An 18,462-nucleotide genomic window follows, 5' to 3' on the forward strand; every position below is an offset into this window, starting at 1 on the left:
TCATCCCCTTAATATTCTGCTAGATCTCTCATTGCGGTTTCTACTTTATCCGGATTCATCATAAAATATTTTTCCATAGGCGGAGCGTATGGCATAGCCGGCACGTCCGGACCAGCAAGTCGTTGAATAGGAGAATCCAGATCAAACAGACAGTGTTCTGCAATAATCGCAGCAACCTCACCGATGATACTGCCCTCTTTATTATCCTCGGTAATCAGCAGCACTTTTCCTGTCTTTTTTGCTGCTGCAATAATCGCTTCCTGATCAAGCGGATACACGGTACGCAGATCGAGAATGTGGGCGGAATGCCCTTCTTTTTCCAGCTTTTCAGCCGCCTGCAGCGCAAAATGAACACAAAGTCCGTACGTAATGACGGTTATGTCTTCTCCTTCTCTTTTAACGTCTGCTTTGCCAATAGGAACCGTATAGTCTTCATCAGGAACGTCTCCCTTTATTAAACGATACGCCCGTTTGTGTTCCAGAAATAAAACTGGATCATCATCACGAATGGCTGCTTTCAAAAGCCCCTTCACGTCATAAGGCGTCGACGGCATCACGACTTTAAGTCCCGGCACAGAGGAAAACAACGCTTCAATGGACTGGGAATGATACAACGCTCCGTGTACCCCGCCTCCGTATGGAGCGCGGATTGTAATGGGGCAGTCCCAATCGTTGTTGGACCGATAGCGGATTTTCGCGGCTTCAGATACAATCTGATTAAATGCCGGCATAATAAAGTCAGCAAACTGCATTTCTGCTACCGGCCTCATTCCATACATGGCAGCTCCTATAGCAACACCGGCTATAGCAGATTCAGCCAGCGGCGTATCCATTACACGTTCGTCTCCAAAGGTGGCATGCAGTCCGTCTGTGGCACGAAACACACCGCCTCGTGCACCGACATCCTCACCCAGGACAAAGATATCCTCATCCCGGTACATTTCCTCTTCAAGTGCTTTTGTGACGGCTTGAATGTACGTCATCACCGGCATTATGCATTCCCTCCTTCTTTGTATACGTGTTTGAGCGTATCTTCCGCTCTGGCATACTCTGCTTTTTCCGCAGCTTCCGTCGCAGCGTCAATATCTATATTGATGCGCTCAATCATTTCCCGCTCCACCTCATCGGTAAGAATACCTGCGTCTCTTAAACGAACGGCAAACGTATAAACAGCGTCTTTCGTTTTTGCTTCCGCCACTTCTTCTTTTGAACGGTAGGAACGATCGTCATCATCGCTTGAATGCGGCGTCAGCCTATAGGAAACCGTCTCAATCAAGGTAGGGCCTTCTCCATTCCTTGCGCGGTCAGCGGCTTTTTTCACCACATCATATACAGCCAGCGGGTCATTGCCGTCTACCGTATACCCGGGCATTCCATATCCTATTGCACGGTCTGATACCTTTTCGCAGGCCAGTTGTTTTTCTATCGGAACACTTATCGCGTATTTATTGTTTTCACACATTAAAATCACCGGCAGCTTGTGCACTCCTGCAAAGTTTGCGCCTTCATGAAAATCTCCCTGATTCGAAGAGCCTTCTCCAAAAGTAGTAAAAGCAACAAATCCCTTTTTTTTCATTTTACTCGCAAGCGCAAAGCCAACCGCATGCGGAACCTGGGTCGTAACCGGGGAAGACCCTGTAACGATCCGGTTCTTTTTCTGTCCGAAATGGCCCGGCATCTGCCTGCCCGCTGAATTAGGATCGTCTGCTTTGGCAAAACCGGACATCATCAGATCCTTGGCAGTCATCCCAAAAGTAAGAACAACGCCGATATCTCTGTAATAAGGCAGAACATAGTCTTCTTCTGTGTTCAGTGCCATTGCAGCCCCAACCTGAGCTGCTTCCTGTCCCTGACAGGAAATGACAAACGGAATCTTTCCGGCACGGTTTAGAAGCCACATGCGTTCATCAATTTTCCGGGCAAGCAGCATTTTTTCGTACATTTCAAGAACCTGTTCGTCTGTAAGACCGAGGTTCCGGTGGGTTAGTGCTTCCATTGTTTCCGCCTCCTTTATGAATGAATTGCTAATCCGTCCACCGCCAGCGCCGCTTCGCCAAACGACTCCGACAGCGATGGGTGAGGATGGATGGTTTCTTTTATTTCTAAATGAGAAGCATCGAGTATTTTCGCCATCGCGGCTTCACTTATGAGCTCCGTTACACCATTTCCAATCATATGAACCCCTACTAAATCGTCTGTTTTTTCATTAATGATCATTTTAACAAAGCCTTCTGTGTTTCCATTTACGAGAGCTTTTCCAATCGCCTGAAAGGGAAATGAGCTCGTCTTTATCTGCAGGCCGAAACTTTCTGCTTCTTCTTCACTCAAACCAATGCTGGATGCTTCAGGGCTGCTGTAAATGCAGCGCGGCACCGTCTTAGAATCAAGAGGCAGCGGGTTTCTATTCAGCATATGATCCACCGCAATGGCTCCTTCTTTTGAAGCAACGTGAGCCAGCTGCAGGCCGCCGATCACGTCACCGATCGCATAAATGTGCGACTCTTTTGTCTGGTACATGTCGTTAACCTTGATCACTCCGCCGCTTACTTCAATATCGGTGTTGCTGAGTCCGATATCTTCCACATTGGCTTTTCTTCCAACCGAAATAAGCACCTGCTCCGCTTCAAAGGACTGTTCGTTTCCGCTGCTGTCTTCTGCATGGATCGTAACCTGGTCTTCTTGTATTTGTGTTTGTCCGGCTTTTACTTTTGTTCCTGTAAGTATCGTTACGCCTTTATTTTCCAGAGCTTTCTGCATCGCTTTGGAAACAGCTCCATCTTCTCCCGGAAGAATTCTGCCGGCGTATTCAATTAACGTTACGTTTGTACCAAAATCATTAAACATGGAGGCCCATTCCACCCCAATTACTCCTCCGCCTATGATAACAATAGAAGCAGGCAGTGTATCCAGTTCAAGTACGTGTTCTGAATGGAGAATACGTTTCCCATCCACAGGCAGGCCATCGAGTTCTGCCGGCCTTGACCCCGTAGCTATCATTACCTGTTTTGGAATAAGCATCGTGTTTTCTTCTTTATCGGTGCGTTCCACGGAAATCGTGCCGGCACTCGGTGAAAAAATAGACGGACCTAAAATCCGGCCGTACCCATCAAATACATCTATCTTTCCTTTTTGCATCAAATGCTCGACACCTCGGTGCAGCTTGTCCACGATCTCATTCTTTCTTTTCTGGACTTTATCAAACGCAAGCGTTACATTATCAGCCGTCACTCCGTAGGACTCACTATGCTGCACGGCCTGATACATTTCCGCACTTTTCAATAAAGATTTACTTGGAATGCAGCCTCTGTGCAGGCAGGTGCCGCCTACTTTATCTTTTTCTACAATCGCTGTTTTTAATCCTACCTGTGCGGCTTTTATCGCAGCTACGTAGCCACCGGTGCCGGCTCCTAATATAACCAGGTCATACTCTTCGGCCATAACTGAACTCCCCCTGTTAATATGTTTTTGCTTTGATTCCTGTGTCCCATATGTTAAAAGCGCCCGTAAATAAAGCGGCTATTTCATCTTCTCCGGGGTAATGCAGGACAGGAGCTATCCAGCTCGTGTAAGACTCAAGTTCGGAGCAGACCCACGCGCTGTTGGCAATCCCTCCGGTAACAATTAACGCATCGACACGGCCTTTTAGAACCGCGGCCATTGCGCCTGCTTCTTTAGCCGTCTGATAAACCATCGCTCGCAGCACGGTTTCAGCCTTTTTGTCTCCTGCATTTTTTTGTTTCTCCAATGCAGCCGTATCGCTTGTGCCAGAATAGCTTTTCAGCCCGCCGTTTCCTACATACCTTTTTTTGAGCTCGTGTTCGGTATACATTCCTGAAAAAGCTTCCGTAATAACGTCTCCCACCGGAAGCGTTCCTGCCCGCTCCGGAGAAAAAGGGCCTTCGCCGTCCAGTCCGTTGTTAACATCTACAACGTTTCCGTATGAATGGGCCCCGACCGAAATGCCTCCCCCCAGATGAATAACGATCAACTGCAGCTCTTCATATTCTTTGTGCAGTACTTCAGCGGCTTTTTTAGCAGCAGCTTTTTGGTTAAGGGCATGAAAGATGCTTTTTCGTTCCATTGACCGCATACCGGTGTACCTGGCAAGCTCCCCGAGTTCATCTACCACTACCGGGTCCGTTACATACACCGGAGCTCCTTTCGTTTCCCGGCTCAGCTCCACTCCGATAACAGCTCCTAAATTGGACGCATGTTCCCCATATTTATTTGTCGATAAATCCGAAATCATTTTATCATTAACTTCGTAGGTTCCGCTCTCTAAAGGCCTCATCAGTCCGCCGCGGGCTGTAATCAGCCCAATATCGGAAAGACCTACCTGATGGGCTTTCAGACATTCGATTACCGCCTCTTTGCGGTCCTGCTTTTGTTCTTGTATACGCTTATCGAGCACTTCCTTCTCCTGCATATGGGAAATCGTTTCTCTAAACATTTCCCTTTCGCCCTTATAAACAGCAATTTTAGTAGAGGTGGAGCCCGGATTTATAATCAATGTGTATAAATCATCAACGATTTGTGTTCGTTCTTTCATTACCGGTCCCGCCTGCTTAATGTATGCTGCTGTTTTGTAAGAAACTGTGCAGTGGACCGTCTCATGAACTCAATACGCTCTTCTGCCATTCTGTCCGCGGCTGCATAAGTTGGAATCTGGTCTCTTTTGGAAATTTCCATTACTTTTTTTATGTTATCATAAACGCCTTCCACCCGTTTGAATGCACGCTCTTGATTGTATCCATGCAGCTCATCAGCCACGTTGATTACCCCGCCGGCATTAATGACATAATCAGGCGCATACACAACTCCTCTTTCATGAAGCAGGTACCCGTGTTTGTTGTCCTGAAGCTGATTATTGGCAGCACCTGCGATGACTTTTGCTTTCAATCTGTCTATCGTGTCGTCATTGATAATGGCCCCAAGCGCACATGGACTGAATACGTCACAGGCTGTATCGTAAATATCTTCTGGATCGACTGCTTTTGCATTGAAATCCTGGACTGCTCTCATCACAGCATCTTTATGGATATCTGTCACGATAATCGTTGCGCCTTCTTCATGCAGGTATTTGCAAAGCTGATAAGAAACGTTTCCGACCCCCTGTACTGCTACCGTTTTCCCGGCCAGGTCATCACTTCCAAATGCTTCATTTACGGCAGCTTTCATGCCTACATATACACCATATGCCGTGACAGGCGATGGATTCCCGCTGGATCCGAATGCAGGCGAAATCCCTGTCACATAATTTGTTTCTGAGTAAATCATATCCATATCCTCAACGGTCGTCCCTACATCTTCAGCTGTAATATAGCGGCCCGCAAGTCCCTGTATATAACGGCCGAATGCCCTGAACATAAATTCGTTTTTGTCTTTTCGGGGATCCCCGATGATCACAGCCTTTCCCCCGCCAAGATTGAGTCCAGCAGCTGCGTTTTTATATGTCATTCCTTTAGAAAGACGAAGCACATCTTCAAGCGCGGCTTCTTCGCTCGTGTAATTCCACATGCGCGTCCCACCCAGTGCCGGTCCTAGTGTCGTGTCATGGATAGCTATAATCGCTTTGAGTCCGGATGTCCTGTCCTGACAGTAGACAATCTGCTCATAGTCATGCTGCTCGAGCTTTTCAAATAATTTCATATTTAACGACCCCCTGCTGCGATATTTTGTTCAAATTCAATCATATGGCAAGCCATAGCGATGGAATAAAGCTTACTTTTGTTGGAATCTGCTCTTGAGGTAAGCACAATTGGAGCTTTTGCGCCGGCTATAATACCGCCTACTTTTGCTTTGGAAAAATAAACAAGCGATTTATAAAGCGTATTGCCTATTTCCACAGTAGGGACTAACAGAATATCTGCGCGGCCGGCCACTTCCCCTTTTATTCCTTTGTAAACTGCCGCCTCTATAGAAATAGCATTATCAAGCGCAAGCGGTCCGTCTACTGTACAGTGTTTAATCTGTCCTCTATTGTTCATGGCAGTAAGCACCGCCGCATCAAGCGTTGACTGCATATCCGGATTAACCACCTCCACGGCCGCCAGTGCCGCTACTTTAGGATGTTCAAACCCCATTGCCCTGGCCGCGTGAACCGCGTTTGCTATAATATCGGCTTTCTTCGTTAAATCCGGGGCGATATTCATGGCAGAGTCCGTTAAAAAAATAAATCGTTCGTATGCCGGAATCTCGAACATCGCTACATGCGAAAGCGTTTTGTTTGTCCTTAATCCATATTCTTTATTTAATACTGATTTAAGAAGGGCGCTTGTCGGAAGCATTCCTTTCATCAAAATATCGGCTTTCCCTGATCGTACGGCTGTTACCGCCAGTTTTGCCGACTCTTCCATATCTCTTGTCGGGATCACTTTTATATGGTTATATTCATTTAAACCAGCATCGTGTAAAAGCCGGCGTATTTTCTCTTCGTCTCCATACAGGCGGAAGGAACCTAATTTGCAGTCCAGGGCTTCCTTTACTCCTTCAATGACTTTTTCATTGTCAGCGGCTGCCACTGCTATCGTTTTTTGAGGATGGGCGTGTACTTGCTGCATTACATCATCTAAATTCATGAGCCTCTCCTTTTTTATGTATTCAAGTAAAACTAATGCAATCTTTATGCCATATATTCACCTTTACAAAAAGGCTCCATACGCTTGCTGTTATGCACATTTTTTCACACCTTGCAAAAAAATGCATGCAATATTATTCAATTCCATATTTTTCAATTTTATTATACAACGTCCGCAGGGAAACCTGCAGCTGCCGGGCTGTTTTTGTTTTATTTCCCCCGCAGGCATTCAATGCTTCAAGAATCGCAGCGGCTTCCGTTTTGTTCATCAGCTGTTCCAGACTTTCTTTCTGCCCATCAAAAGCAGCCTGCGGCAGTAACCTGCTGTCCGGTTTCTCGACGTCCAGTACCGGAAGATGGTGGTGTTCCATTACTTTCTCCTGGGCTCCCATCGTAATAACAGCACGTCCCAGTATGTTTTCCAATTCCCGCACATTGCCGGGCCAGTTATAGTCAGCCAGCTTTGAAAAAGCAGACGAAGCTATTGTTTTCACTGAACGCCCGTATTCTTGATTAATACGTTCTAAAAAATAATAGGAGAGCTCGGTAATGTCTTCCTTTCTTTCGGAAAGAGAAGGGATCGATATAGGCATAACGTGCAGCCTGTAATATAAATCTTCACGAAAGGTTCCCCGCTTGACTGCTTTTTCCAGTGGTTGATTGGTTGCAGCAATAATTCTGGCTTCTACCGCTATACTTTTTACGCCGCCCACCCGCACCACTTCTTTTTCCTGCAGGACACGAAGCAGTTTGGACTGCGCGGAGAAGCTGAGTTCCCCAATTTCATCCAGAAAAATGGTGCCGTTGGCTGCTTCTTCAAACAATCCCTTCTTCCCCCTTGGGTCTGCCCCGGAAAAAGCACCTTTTTCATAGCCGAATAATTCGCTTTCGATTAAAGTCTCCGGTATCGCAGCACAGTTGACCCGGACAAATTTATCATACTTTCTCGAACTTGCATTATGTATCGCATGGGCAAATAACTCTTTCCCGGTTCCGGAATCTCCTCTAAGCAGAATCGTTACAGGAAGATCTGCACTCAGCCGGGCCTGTTCAATGGAGACGTGCAGTGCTTCCGACCTGCCGACAATGTCTTCAAATGTATATTTCGCCTCCAGCGTACGGAGCCGCTGCCTCGTGCGCTCTAATTCTTTTGTCAGCTCCTTGAGCTCTGACACGTCCTGAAGAATACCCACGCTTCCTTTTAGCATGCCACCTACAATAATCGGCGATACATTGACCAGCACTTCTTTATGCGACGGCCCTACTCTCATCGGCACACGCCGAAACGATTTTTTCGTTTCCAGTACTTTCATATGCATACTGCTGCCTTCTACGATATCAGTGTGGGCGGGTTTTCCGATAATGTCTTTTTCCTCCAGCCCGGTTAACCTTGAATAAGCCGGGTTGATAACCATGCCGTTTCCTTTTTCATCTACAACGGAAATAGCTTCATCTGAAGATTGAATAATTGATTCAAGCATCTCCTTTACGCGCTGAAGGTCTGTTATCTTAGCAGCCATTTTTTCGATATCCGTTGTATCCTTGAATATAGAAAAGGCTCCAATGCACTGATCTTGATAATACAGCGGCATACGGGTGGTGAGGATCGAGATGCCGTTTGAAAACCGCATCACTTGGTTTACCTGCCGTTTTTTCGAAGCGAGCACTTCCATCAGGCCGGTTTCCGGGAGCACTTCTTTAATCCTTGCATCTATCGCGTCTTTTTGGGCGATGCCGGTCATGAAAGATGCTGCTTTATTAAACAGAACAACTCTGCCGCTTTGGTCTACTGCTATAATACCATCATTAGCTGCTTCTATGACCAGATCATTAATTATTTTATTTGATTTTTTATTCATCTGCGCCTCCTTAGGATAAAGGTTGTTCATCACACGTCTTATACGCTACAATAACAGGATACAGGAAAATTATACATAAATGCCGGGAGAGATTTGTATGCGCTTTATCGCTTTATTGATATTGGTTATACCGGGATTTCTGGCGGCCTGGGGAATTAAGCTGATGCGTGATATGCTTTTTCAAATTCTGCAGCCGCCTTTTCCCTTTTTATGGCTTCAGTTTATCACAGGACTTCTTTTATTAATCGGAGGTATTTGGTTTATTGCCGGATTTGTGCTTTATCGGGACCGTAAAAACAAAAAAGCAGGAGTGAAATAATCACCCGGGAATGGGGAGACTACTTTCACTCCTGCTTTTTTTATCAGCGGGACTGTCGTGCAACAGGCAGCTGGTCGGCAGCCACTGCTATAAATTCGGAGTTGGATGGTTTTGCTGTAGTATCTTTTCTGTGGGCAAATACTACACCCAGCTTGTTTGTCTGCCCTTTAGCCCAGCATACTTCAATTGCATGCCGGATCGAGCGCTCCACTCTGCTCGCTGTTGTATTGTGCAGAAAAGCAATCTGTGGATACAGCGACTTCGTAATTGCTTTTAAATAATCCGGATCCTTCTTCACTAAAACAATCGCATCTTTTAAATACATATATCCTCTAATATGAAGAGGAACACCTATTTCTTTTAAGAAAGCTCCGGCCTGTTCTTCTATTTCGGGAAGGTAGGTTTGTTCATCCGCTGAGGACACGGCCGCAGCGGCGGATGGTACGTGTACCCCTCTAATATGAGCAACAAGCGCCTCCATGTCAAAAGGCTTTAAAATATAATAGGAGGCTCCCAGTTCTACCGATTTTTTAGTGATATCTTCCTGGCCGAATGCTGTCAGCATAATAATTTTAGGAGACCGGCCCCTGCGGAGATCTTTTATCTTTTGAAGAACAGCAAGGCCGTCGATATGCGGCATAATAATATCAAGCACAAGCACATCGATGGGCTTTTCGAGAATCATGTTTATGCATTCCTGGCCGTTGTAAGCCCAGCCCGCTACTTCCATATCGTCCTGGGTGCCTATATATTCTTTCAGCAGTTCAATCAATTCTTTATTGTCATCTGCGATCCCTACTCTGATCTTGCTCATAGTCCATTATCCTTTCCAGCTTCTTCTCCAGGCCGGTTTGTCTTCTGACATCTATTTGTTAAGAACTTTCATCTTTTCCGCCATCGACAGGATTTCATTTGCATTTTCTTTTGTAAGGTCTGTCACTTCCACACCAGAAATCATCCGGGCAATTTCATCAATTTTTTCTTGTTCCGGCAGCGGTGTTACCGTCGTGATCACTCTGTTTTCATTTTCTTTCTTTTCGATATACAAATGGTTATCTGCCATCGCTGCCACCTGTGGAAGATGGGAAATACAGAGAACCTGTGAACCTCTGGATACGCGGTAAATTTTTTCGGCAATCGCCTGAGCGACCCGGCCGCTTACTCCGGTATCTACTTCATCAAAAATGAGAGACGTAACACTCTGGAAACCGGACAAAATCGTTTTCATGGCCAGCATAATTCTGGATATTTCTCCGCCGGATGCAACTTTTGCCAACGGCTTAAGCGGTTCCCCGGAATTAGTGGACAGCAGAAATTCCACTTTGTCCTTGCCGTTTTCGTTAAAATATACTGTTTTATGCTTGGTCTGATACTCCTGGCCCCGTGACGGTTCCGTAATCTCCACTTTCAGCCGGGCACTTTTCATAAACAGGGACTGCAGTTCTCTTTGCACATCCTCAGCCAGCGCCAGGCCTGCCTGCACGCGTATATCGGTCAGCGTTTCGGCATCCGCTGATAAGTCCAGAAAAGATTGATGCATTTTTTGCTCGTACATCTCCAGACGCTCATCTTTATTATCCAATGATTCTATCTCTTCTTCAATTTTAGCAGCGTATTCAAGTACTTCATCCACCGAACTGCCGTATTTTCGTTTAAGCTGGCGGATTTCGTCGAGTCTTTTTTCAATATCATTCAGCCGATCCGGATCGAAAGCAAGCGAATCAGCATGTTCTCTTAATGAATAGGTGGCTTCTTCCAGCGCGAAATATGCGGAGTTAACCGACTCGAGAAGTTTCTGCAGAGACTCATCGATGGAAGCGGCGTCTTCAATATTCGATACGGCCATGCCCGCCCAGTCCAAAGAGCGCCCTTCTCCGTATAAGCTTTCGTACGCTTCATGAAGGGATCTGTAAAGCTTTTCACTGTTGGCCAGCACATAGCTTTCTTTTTCCAGCTCTTCGTCTTCACCGGGACGGAGCTCCGCCTGTTCAATTTCATTTAGCTGGTACTTAATGAAGTCGAGCCTGTTTGCCGTCTCCTGATCGCTTTCTTTCAGCTGGCTCCACTTCTTTTTCCAGGAAACAAATGCTTCATACCGGTCTTTATAATCCTGACGGGCTTCCTGCAGAACACTTCCTGCATACCTGTCCAGCATGGATAAATGCTTTTCCGTCTGCATTAGTTCCTGATGTTCATGCTGGCCGTGTATATCCACCAGGCTTTGTCCCATTTCACGAAGAATGGCCAGCGTAACAAGTTTACCGTTAATGCGGCATATACTTTTCCCCTGGTCCGTAATGTCGCGTCTTAAAACGAGCATTCCTTCTTCTAATTCAATTCCCGCTTCAACCAGCTTGTCTTTTGCAGGGTGGCTGCTGCTGATATAGAACAATCCTTCAATTTCCGCACGTTTTTCTCCGTGTCTTACATACTCTACGGAACCGCGGCCTCCAATAAGCAGCCCTATCGCATCTATAATAATCGATTTCCCGGCTCCGGTTTCACCTGTTAAAACGGTGAGTCCTTCCGAAAATGGGACGGTTAATGACTCAATAATGGCAAAATTTTTGATAGATAATTCTTCCAGCATTAGCACGCACCTCAGTCAGCACATATAGAATTTAAAGCATATCTAAAAAGCGGTTGGAAATAGTCATCGTATGCTTTCGTTCCTTGCAGATAATTAAAATAGTGTCATCTCCGCAGATCGTCCCCATGATCTCTTCCCAATCCAGATTGTCAATAAGCGCTCCCACCGCATTAGCATTGCCAGGCAGTGTTTTCATCACAATCAGGTTTTCGGATTGATCAATGCCCACAAAACAGTCGATCAGTGCTCTTTTTAACTTTTGGAGAGGGTTAAAGCGCTGGTCGGCAGGCAGGCTGTATTTATATCGTCCATCCATCATAGGTACTTTCACTAGATGCAGTTCTTTAATGTCACGGGAAATAGTGGCCTGAGTAATGTTATACCCGGCATTTTTTAATCTCTCCACCAGGTCATCCTGCGTTTCAATATCTACATTCGTAATCAATTCTCTAATTTTTATATGCCTTTGTCCTTTGTTCATTGTCGTTCCTCCCTGAGCAGTATACATTACATCTATCATACCTAACTATTTATATTTATACAATATGATGTTTTATTCATGCATACCTATGAAATGAAACACTCAGGAAAGAAAGCTGGCATGGGCCTCTTCCACAATTTGAGCCAATGCATCTTTTGGCAGTTCATCTTCCTTATGCATACCCTTTTGCAAATAGAGAAGAAATTCAATGTTTCCTTCTCCTCCCGTAATAGGCGAGTAATTTACATCCCGGCACACAAAGCCGGCAGCTGATGCCATAGCAGTAGTGTTTTCCAATACTTCCAGATGAACAGCAGGATCACGGACAATACCTTTTTTTCCTACTTTGCCGCGTCCGGCCTCAAACTGCGGCTTTACGAGAAGCATGGCTTCACCGGTTTCTCCAAAGATCGAATATAACGGCGGAACAATCCACTTTAAAGAAATAAAAGACACATCTGCCACTGCAATATCCGGTGTGCCTTTTTGGAAATCGTCCTTTACGGCGTAACGAAAATTCATCCGCTCCATCACTTCTACTTTTTCATGATTACGCAGGCTCCATGCAAGCTGATTGTAGCCTACATCACAGGAATAAACAAAATCAGCTCCGTGCTGGATAGCGCAATCTGTAAATCCCCCCGTGGAAGCACCGATATCAAGGACTGTTTTTCCTTTAAAGTCAAGATGAAAGGACTTAATGGCTTTTTCAAGCTTAAGTCCTCCTCTGCTTACATATGGCATGGTGTCGCCTTTAACGCGTAAAGGAGCCTCCACATCAACTCTGGCTCCGGGCTTATCCACACGTTCCTCTTTCACGAACACAAGCCCGGCCATTATTGATCTTTTTGCTTTTTCTCTCGTTTCAAAAAAACCTTTGTTTACTAAAAGCACATCAATTCTTTCTTTTTTCATCTTCAGGCCCTCTGACGCTTTGCCGGAGCCATATCTCTAAGCGTCCCCGCTACGTTCTCCGGTGTCAGCCCTATTTCTTCATAAAGCTCCGGTACACTGCCGTGCTCGATGTAACGGTCAGGGATGCCCATCCGGTTAATAACCATATTGTGCTGGTTCAAGTCATGGTAATGTTCAAGCACTGCGCTGCCAAAACTGCCTTGCAGAGCAGCTTCTTCCAACGTCAGTATCGCGCCTTTTTCTTCGTAGAGCTCCTGAAGAATATCGGCATCAAGCGGCTTGGCGGATCGTGCGTTCACGATTCGCACATCGATATTTTCTTCTGCAAGAATGGCTGCCGCTTCTTCTGCGATAGGAAGCATCGTACCAAAGGATAATATCGTTAATTCTTTCCCATCCCTTACAACTTCCCATTTTCCAATATCGATCTTTTTTAATTCGCTGTCCATTTCAATACCATAGCCATTACCGCGTGGGTAGCGGACAGCGATAGGACCGTCATGGTAAACAGCTGTATAGAGCATATGCTGAAGCTCATTTTCATCTTTAGGCATCAGTATAGTCATGTTAGGCAGATGGCGGAGATAGGCAATGTCAAAAACCCCCTGATGGGTTTCTCCGTCGGCCCCTACAAGCCCTGCTCTGTCAATAGCAAATACGACATGAAGGTTTTGACGACAGACGTCATGGACTAATTGGTCATACCCTCTTTGAAGAAACGTCGAGTAAACGGCAAACACCGGCTTCATTCCCTGGGTTGCCATTCCGGCAGCCATCGTAGTAGCATGCTGTTCGGCAATACCTACATCAAACATTCTATCAGGAAATTTCTCTGCAAAAGAATCAAGCTTTGTGCCGCCCGGCATTGCTGCAGTAATAGCTACAATATCAGGATCGACCGCGGCCATCCTTTGGAGCGTAGAGCTGAAAACACCGCTGTAGGCTGGTGGTCCGGGCTTTTTAACTACTTCTCCGGAATCGATCTTATAAGGCCCAAGACCATGCCACGTTCCTTTAGCATCATTTTCAGCCGGAGCATAGCCTTTTCCTTTTTTCGTAATGGTATGCACGATTACAGGACCTTTTGTCTGCTTGGCAAACGCTATATTTGAGCGCAGGTCATTAAGGTCATGTCCATCTACCGGCCCCAAATAGGTGAATCCCATTTCTTCAAAAAACATACCCGTCGTCACCATAAACTTCAGGCTGTCCTTCAGGCGTTCGGCAGTAGCCGCAATTTTTCCGCCGAAAGCCGGTATTCTTTTTAGAAGATCCTCTACGTCTTCTTTTGTTTTCTGGTAAGTATTCGCTTTTCTCATACGTCCTAAAATACCGTGCAGTGCCCCTACGTTCGGAGCTATAGACATTTCATTATCATTTAAAATAATCGTCAGATCGGTTTGTTCATGGCCAATGTGGTTTAGCGCTTCCAAAGCCATTCCACCAGTAAGCGCACCATCACCGATAACAGCTGCTACTTTGCTGTCATTGCCTTTAATCTGACTGGAAAGAGCCATGCCCATTGCAGCCGATAAAGAAGTGGAACTGTGTCCTGTTTCCCATACATCATGATCGCTTTCATTACGTTTAGGAAAGCCGCAGAGCCCTTTGTATTTTCTTAATGAATCAAATTCACCGGCACGTCCTGTTAAAATCTTATGCACGTAGGACTGGTGGCCGACGTCCCAGATCAATTTATCTTTTGGGGAATCATACAGCGAATGCAGGATGAGCGTTAATTCCACTACGCCCAGGTTAGGACCCAGGTGCCCTCCTGTAACAGATAGCTTGCGGACGAGAAATTCTCTTATATCAATTGCAAGCTCCTTTAATTCCTGTTGGCTGCAGTCTTTTACAAATTCTGGGTTCTTGATCGTTTCAAGATTCATTACTGAACCCTCACTTTCCATCAATTAAGCTTTCTTTTTCTTCTGCTTTTTGCTGAATATCTTTAGTTTAAACTTGGTTTCCATTACGTAGAAAAATTTACCGACCTGAAAAATAATGCTTGTTGCAAATTGTATCGCAAACGTTTTCCCCAGAGCTTTACCACCTACAGTAAGAGAAGCCACTACTGCTGTGAAGACAACATTTAATACAGCCTGCAATGTGCTTCCATCCTGGGATCCCAGTACGACAGCCAGCTGAATAACAACGGCGGACGTTGCAGCACCACTGACCACACCGGAAATATCCCCTATTACGTCGGCACAGAAATTGGCTACCTTGTCTGCATTTCTAGTTATTACCATACTTTGGTAAGCACCAGGGACTTTCTTGGCAGCCATCGCGTGGAAGGGCTTTTCTTCAGCAGCCGTTGCGGCCACACCGACCATATCAAATACGACACCGATAAGTACAATAAATAATACGATCAGCATGCCAATGGCCCATCCTACTCCTGAAAGGACAGCTGTAGATACAATTGAAAAAATAGCCGCTAACACCAATGTGATAACGGCAATAAAAAGACTCCAGTTTATCGATTTTTTCCATACAGTTTTCATAGTATTATTTATATCACCTAGACAGTATATTCACTTTATTTTTGTTTCGTAAACCTTATGTAACAAAATCGGAGGCCATCCAGGGCGTAAACATTATGGCTTAGGTCCAGTAGGTTTTCCCAACCAGCTGCCCGAACGTCGCCGTTCCGGCGGTTTCCCTTTAAAGCCGGCTTGATGCCGTCTCCGGACATCAGACTGGATTGCCACTCAGACCACACTGCAATCCACCCTGGACGTTTTTCAAACAGTCTAGGAGTTTTCCCCAGCAATTCCGTGCCACTTTCTTAGCCTCTTTTGCAGAGCAGGTTTCAGATGTTAAAAAGCAGGTCGTTGGCCGACAAACCATACTCTCAAAAGAACATCATCCCCGCTGCTCCACTCAAGGCAGGCTACGCTGCGAGATTGGCTTCCCTTGCCTCTCGTCAGGTCTTACCTTTTCCAAGGGCATATAATCTGTTACACGACTACTTGGAAAAGGCCTCCGCGGTGAAAGGGTTCACGCCCACATGCCATTGTGGATCGCCCTTAGCACCTTTACTCCCAGCAATGACCCAAGGCTGGGCGCCTCGAGCCAAAGCGAAGAACTTCATCGATGTGCCCTTCAGCGGATTTTTAGGCCCGCCCTCGAAAATGGAGAATCGACTAGAATACTGCGCCATCCGATTTTGATGTAGCAATAGTATATCATGAATAAATTTGATTGTACAAAGCTCTGGCCCTATTTCGTCCGGTGCTGAATGTACTCCACGAATTCATTAAGAATTTCACTTTCCCCGTTCAGCTGCCGGGCATATTCTTTTGCTTTTTGGGCATGCCAGCCCAGCTTTTCTTTTGCCCCTTCGAGGGAAAGAAGCTTTGGATACGTACTTTTATCTTTATTTTCATCGCTGCCTGCAGGTTTTCCCATTTCTGTTGAGTCGCCTTCCACATCAAGAATATCGTCTTTTATTTGGAAAACAAGGCCCAGCTCCCTGCCGAATGCCCGCAGTTTGGAAAGATCTTCTTCGGGCGCTCCAGCCATAATGCCTCCGGCTATAATAGAAAATCCAAGCAGATCACCGGTCTTGCGGTGGTGGATTGCTTCAAGTTCCTCAAGATTGAGAGCGGATTTCTCCCCTTCCATATCTGCGACCTGTCCGCCTACCATACCTTCTGCTCCTGCCGCCCTGGATAGTTCAAGAATCAGCATTACTTTACTGTGATCGGACGTATCAGGAAGGGCGGCCAGCAGTTCAAATGCTCTGGTCAGCATCGCATCTCCTGTAAGAATTGCATGTGCTTCCCCATATACTTTATGGTTTGTAAGCTTTCCGCGCCGGTAATCATCATTATCCATCGCCGGCAGGTCATCGTGGATCAGGGAATATGTATGAATCAGTTCTACCGCACAGGCTGCCTGCACCACATTTTCCCTGCTCTCTTTATACGACTGAAAGGCTGCAAGCAGGAGAAGCGGGCGTACTCTTTTTCCGCCTGCTTCTATGGAATAAAGCATAGATTCTTTTAAAGCTTCGGGTATGGACAGATTTTTTACGGTCTGCGGGAGAACCTCATCAATTCGCGCTTTATTTACAGATATAAATGCTTCAAGTTCTTTATTCACCTGCATCCTCTCCATCTATAGTCAACGGTTTAATTTCTCCATTTTCTTCTATAATAACGTCCATCTGTTTTTCTACTTTTTTAAGTTTGTCGTGGCAGAGGGAGGAGAGCTTCATGCCTTCCTGATACATGTGCAGTGCTTTTTCAAGGGGGACGTCCCCTTCTTCCAGCTTATTTACTGTTGATTCCAGCTGTTCAAGAGCTTCTTCAAACGAAAGTTCTTTATTTTCACTCATTATGTTCACCTTCCTTTTTTTCGAAATCCCATTTGCGCACAGGGGTGGTTTCTATTACATTCGTTCGTACGGTTCCATCTTTCATCTGTACGTCAAGCCTGCTGCCCGGAACTGCCTGTTTAACGGAGGACACCAGCTCTCCTTTTTCATCAAACGACACCTGATAGCCTCTTTCTAAAATTTGAAGAGGGTTAAGCAGGTTCAGCTTTTGAATCATATGGTAAAAGTCGCTTTGCTTACTCTGCAGGTACCTGTTTTTGACTTTTTCAAGACGGTCCGCTGTCTGCAGGTATTCCTTCCGGCTTGCTTCAAGTTTTCTCTCAGGATGCTGAAGCTCCAGTCTTTTTTTAAGTACTTGATACGAAGACAAACTGCCTTCCAGCGTGAGGAGCCGCCGTTGCTCCAGCCTCTCCAGCAGTCTGTCCAACTCTTGTTCTTTCTGTTGAAGAAGCTGCATCGGATAGCGGAATGCATAGGAGGACTGCAGCCTCTTTAACCGTTCGGCGCCATGCTTTTTATGATTGTTCATAGCCAGATGAAGCCGCTGTTCAAACGAGGTAATCTGCTGTACCACCTCGATCAATGAAGGAACCGCTATTTCTGCCGCTGCGGTAGGAGTAGCCGCTCTTACATCTGCTGCAAAATCTGCGATCGTAAAGTCCGTTTCGTGTCCTACTGCCGAAATAATTGGAATGGTTATTGAGTGAACAGCCCGGGCTACTATTTCCTCGTTGAAAGCCCAAAGTTCTTCAATGGAGCCTCCCCCTCTGCCTGCAATCACTACGTCTATTCCCGGATGTTCCTCTGCCTGCTTCAGTGCGCGTACAATCGAGGGGGCTGCTTCTCTTCCCTGAACAAGCACGGGGTAGAGAATAATTTCAGCCGGAGGATACCTTCTTTTTATAGTAGAAATCACATCCCGTATCGCGGCACCTGTTGGAGAAGTAATCACCGCAATTTTTTTAGGGTAGGCCGGCAGCCGTTTTTTCGTATCTTCACGGAAAAGCCCTTCTTGTTCGAGCTTATTTTTCAGCTGTTCGTATTTTATGAATAACTGCCCAATGCCGTCCGGCTCCATATCATTAACATACAGCTGATACTGGCCGAAAGGTTCATAGACAGAAACCCGTCCTCTTATTAATACCTTCATCCCATTCTCCGGTTCAAATGCCAGCGATTTATTGCTGCCGGCGAACATAACAGCGGAGATTTTCGAACGTTCATCTTTTATCGTAAAGTACATATGGCCTCTGCTGTGTTTTTTGAAGTTGGATATTTCACCTCTCAACCAAACGGACTGCAGATCAACGTTATGCTCAATGGTCTGCTTGATGCGGGCGGTCAGCTGAGAAATGGAAATCCAGCGATCTTCCATA

Annotated in this window: 17 protein-coding genes; 1 reads left to right on the forward strand and 16 read right to left on the reverse strand. The window is 45.9% G+C overall.

Annotated elements, in window-relative coordinates:
* Positions 1–8: 8 nt before the first annotated feature.
* The 7 genes from AC5W2J_RS06545 to AC5W2J_RS06575 all read right to left on the reverse strand — a co-directional run bounded on the left by AC5W2J_RS06545 (position 9) and on the right by AC5W2J_RS06575 (position 8,436).
* Complete coding sequence (locus tag AC5W2J_RS06545) at positions 9–992, reverse strand: alpha-ketoacid dehydrogenase subunit beta (RefSeq protein WP_496058681.1); 984 nt, start codon at positions 990–992, stop codon at positions 9–11.
* Positions 992–1,996: a thiamine pyrophosphate-dependent dehydrogenase E1 component subunit alpha gene (locus tag AC5W2J_RS06550; RefSeq protein WP_496058682.1), complete on the reverse strand. Its 1,005-nt coding sequence runs from the start codon at positions 1,994–1,996 to the stop codon at positions 992–994. Before AC5W2J_RS06550 ends, AC5W2J_RS06545 begins: the two co-directional genes overlap by 1 nt.
* A gap of 14 nt (positions 1,997–2,010) precedes the next feature.
* Positions 2,011–3,438, reverse strand: coding sequence for a dihydrolipoyl dehydrogenase (lpdA, locus tag AC5W2J_RS06555; protein WP_496058683.1), 1,428 nt, complete (start codon positions 3,436–3,438; stop codon positions 2,011–2,013).
* A 16-nt stretch (positions 3,439–3,454) separates the two neighbouring features.
* Positions 3,455–4,549 carry a butyrate kinase gene (gene buk / locus AC5W2J_RS06560; RefSeq protein ID WP_496058684.1) on the reverse strand — a complete coding sequence of 365 codons (1,095 nt, stop codon included), beginning with the start codon at positions 4,547–4,549 and terminating at the stop codon, positions 3,455–3,457.
* On the reverse strand, positions 4,549–5,649 hold the full coding sequence (locus tag AC5W2J_RS06565) for a Glu/Leu/Phe/Val family dehydrogenase (protein ID WP_496058685.1): 1,101 nt from the start codon (positions 5,647–5,649) through the stop codon (positions 4,549–4,551). Before AC5W2J_RS06565 ends, buk begins: the two co-directional genes overlap by 1 nt.
* A gap of 2 nt (positions 5,650–5,651) precedes the next feature.
* Positions 5,652–6,596 (reverse strand): phosphate butyryltransferase, encoded by a 945-nt coding sequence (gene yqiS / locus AC5W2J_RS06570; RefSeq protein WP_496058944.1) that lies wholly within the window; start codon positions 6,594–6,596, stop codon positions 5,652–5,654.
* Positions 6,597–6,711: 115 nt separating this feature from the next.
* Positions 6,712–8,436, reverse strand: a complete 1,725-nt coding sequence (locus AC5W2J_RS06575; protein WP_496058686.1) for a sigma-54 interaction domain-containing protein — start codon at positions 8,434–8,436, stop codon at positions 6,712–6,714.
* Positions 8,437–8,533: 97 nt separating this feature from the next.
* Between AC5W2J_RS06575 and AC5W2J_RS06580 the strand changes: the two genes are divergently transcribed.
* Positions 8,534–8,755: a DUF2627 domain-containing protein gene (locus AC5W2J_RS06580; protein WP_496058687.1), complete on the forward strand. Its 222-nt coding sequence runs from the start codon at positions 8,534–8,536 to the stop codon at positions 8,753–8,755.
* A gap of 43 nt (positions 8,756–8,798) precedes the next feature.
* On the opposite strand, the gene spo0A is transcribed toward AC5W2J_RS06580, so the two are convergent.
* The 9 genes from spo0A to xseA all read right to left on the reverse strand — a co-directional run bounded on the left by spo0A (position 8,799) and on the right by xseA (position 18,461).
* Positions 8,799–9,569 carry a sporulation transcription factor Spo0A gene (spo0A, locus tag AC5W2J_RS06585; RefSeq protein WP_496058688.1) on the reverse strand — a complete coding sequence of 257 codons (771 nt, stop codon included), beginning with the start codon at positions 9,567–9,569 and terminating at the stop codon, positions 8,799–8,801.
* A gap of 51 nt (positions 9,570–9,620) precedes the next feature.
* Complete coding sequence (recN, locus tag AC5W2J_RS06590) at positions 9,621–11,345, reverse strand: DNA repair protein RecN (protein ID WP_496058689.1); 1,725 nt, start codon at positions 11,343–11,345, stop codon at positions 9,621–9,623.
* A 31-nt stretch (positions 11,346–11,376) separates the two neighbouring features.
* Entirely contained in the window at positions 11,377–11,826 is a 450-nt protein-coding gene (gene ahrC / locus AC5W2J_RS06595) for a transcriptional regulator AhrC/ArgR (RefSeq protein ID WP_496058690.1), read from the reverse strand.
* Between the two features lie 102 nt (positions 11,827–11,928).
* Positions 11,929–12,747: a TlyA family RNA methyltransferase gene (locus AC5W2J_RS06600; RefSeq protein ID WP_496058945.1), complete on the reverse strand. Its 819-nt coding sequence runs from the start codon at positions 12,745–12,747 to the stop codon at positions 11,929–11,931.
* A complete protein-coding gene (dxs, locus tag AC5W2J_RS06605; protein WP_496058946.1) occupies positions 12,744–14,630 on the reverse strand; it encodes a 1-deoxy-D-xylulose-5-phosphate synthase in 1,887 nt (628 codons plus the stop codon). Before dxs ends, AC5W2J_RS06600 begins: the two co-directional genes overlap by 4 nt.
* Before the next feature lie 24 nt (positions 14,631–14,654).
* Complete coding sequence (locus tag AC5W2J_RS06610) at positions 14,655–15,248, reverse strand: hypothetical protein (protein WP_496058691.1); 594 nt, start codon at positions 15,246–15,248, stop codon at positions 14,655–14,657.
* A 718-nt stretch (positions 15,249–15,966) separates the two neighbouring features.
* A complete protein-coding gene (locus tag AC5W2J_RS06615) occupies positions 15,967–16,851 on the reverse strand; it encodes a polyprenyl synthetase family protein (RefSeq protein WP_496058692.1) in 885 nt (294 codons plus the stop codon).
* Positions 16,844–17,086 (reverse strand): exodeoxyribonuclease VII small subunit, encoded by a 243-nt coding sequence (locus tag AC5W2J_RS06620; RefSeq protein WP_496058693.1) that lies wholly within the window; start codon positions 17,084–17,086, stop codon positions 16,844–16,846. The genes AC5W2J_RS06615 and AC5W2J_RS06620 overlap by 8 nt, the downstream gene beginning before the upstream one ends.
* Positions 17,079–18,461, reverse strand: coding sequence for an exodeoxyribonuclease VII large subunit (gene xseA / locus AC5W2J_RS06625; protein WP_496058947.1), 1,383 nt, complete (start codon positions 18,459–18,461; stop codon positions 17,079–17,081). Before xseA ends, AC5W2J_RS06620 begins: the two co-directional genes overlap by 8 nt.
* Between the last annotated feature and the right edge of the window lies 1 nt (position 18,462).

The sequence above is a fragment of the Sinobaca sp. SA16-1 genome (assembly GCF_059510515.1).

Bases quoted from the DNA above. Each gene is read 5' to 3' on its own strand.
- AC5W2J_RS06545 (WP_496058681.1), bottom strand. From the start codon at position 992: ATGCCGGTGATGACGTACATTCAAGCCGTCACAAAAGCACTTGAAGAG.
- AC5W2J_RS06550 (WP_496058682.1), bottom strand. From the start codon at position 1,996: ATGGAAGCACTAACCCACCGGAACCTCGGTCTTACAGACGAACAGGTT.
- lpdA (WP_496058683.1), bottom strand. From the start codon at position 3,438: ATGGCCGAAGAGTATGACCTGGTTATATTAGGAGCCGGCACCGGTGGC.
- buk (WP_496058684.1), bottom strand. From the start codon at position 4,549: ATGAAAGAACGAACACAAATCGTTGATGATTTATACACATTGATTATA.
- AC5W2J_RS06565 (WP_496058685.1), bottom strand. From the start codon at position 5,649: ATGAAATTATTTGAAAAGCTCGAGCAGCATGACTATGAGCAGATTGTC.
- AC5W2J_RS06575 (WP_496058686.1), bottom strand. From the start codon at position 8,436: ATGAATAAAAAATCAAATAAAATAATTAATGATCTGGTCATAGAAGCA.
- AC5W2J_RS06580 (WP_496058687.1), top strand. From the start codon at position 8,534: ATGCGCTTTATCGCTTTATTGATATTGGTTATACCGGGATTTCTGGCG.
- spo0A (WP_496058688.1), bottom strand. From the start codon at position 9,569: ATGAGCAAGATCAGAGTAGGGATCGCAGATGACAATAAAGAATTGATT.
- recN (WP_496058689.1), bottom strand. From the start codon at position 11,345: ATGCTGGAAGAATTATCTATCAAAAATTTTGCCATTATTGAGTCATTA.
- ahrC (WP_496058690.1), bottom strand. From the start codon at position 11,826: ATGAACAAAGGACAAAGGCATATAAAAATTAGAGAATTGATTACGAAT.
- dxs (WP_496058946.1), bottom strand. From the start codon at position 14,630: ATGAATCTTGAAACGATCAAGAACCCAGAATTTGTAAAAGACTGCAGC.
- AC5W2J_RS06610 (WP_496058691.1), bottom strand. From the start codon at position 15,248: ATGAAAACTGTATGGAAAAAATCGATAAACTGGAGTCTTTTTATTGCC.
- AC5W2J_RS06620 (WP_496058693.1), bottom strand. From the start codon at position 17,086: ATGAGTGAAAATAAAGAACTTTCGTTTGAAGAAGCTCTTGAACAGCTG.
- xseA (WP_496058947.1), bottom strand. From the start codon at position 18,461: ATGGAAGATCGCTGGATTTCCATTTCTCAGCTGACCGCCCGCATCAAG.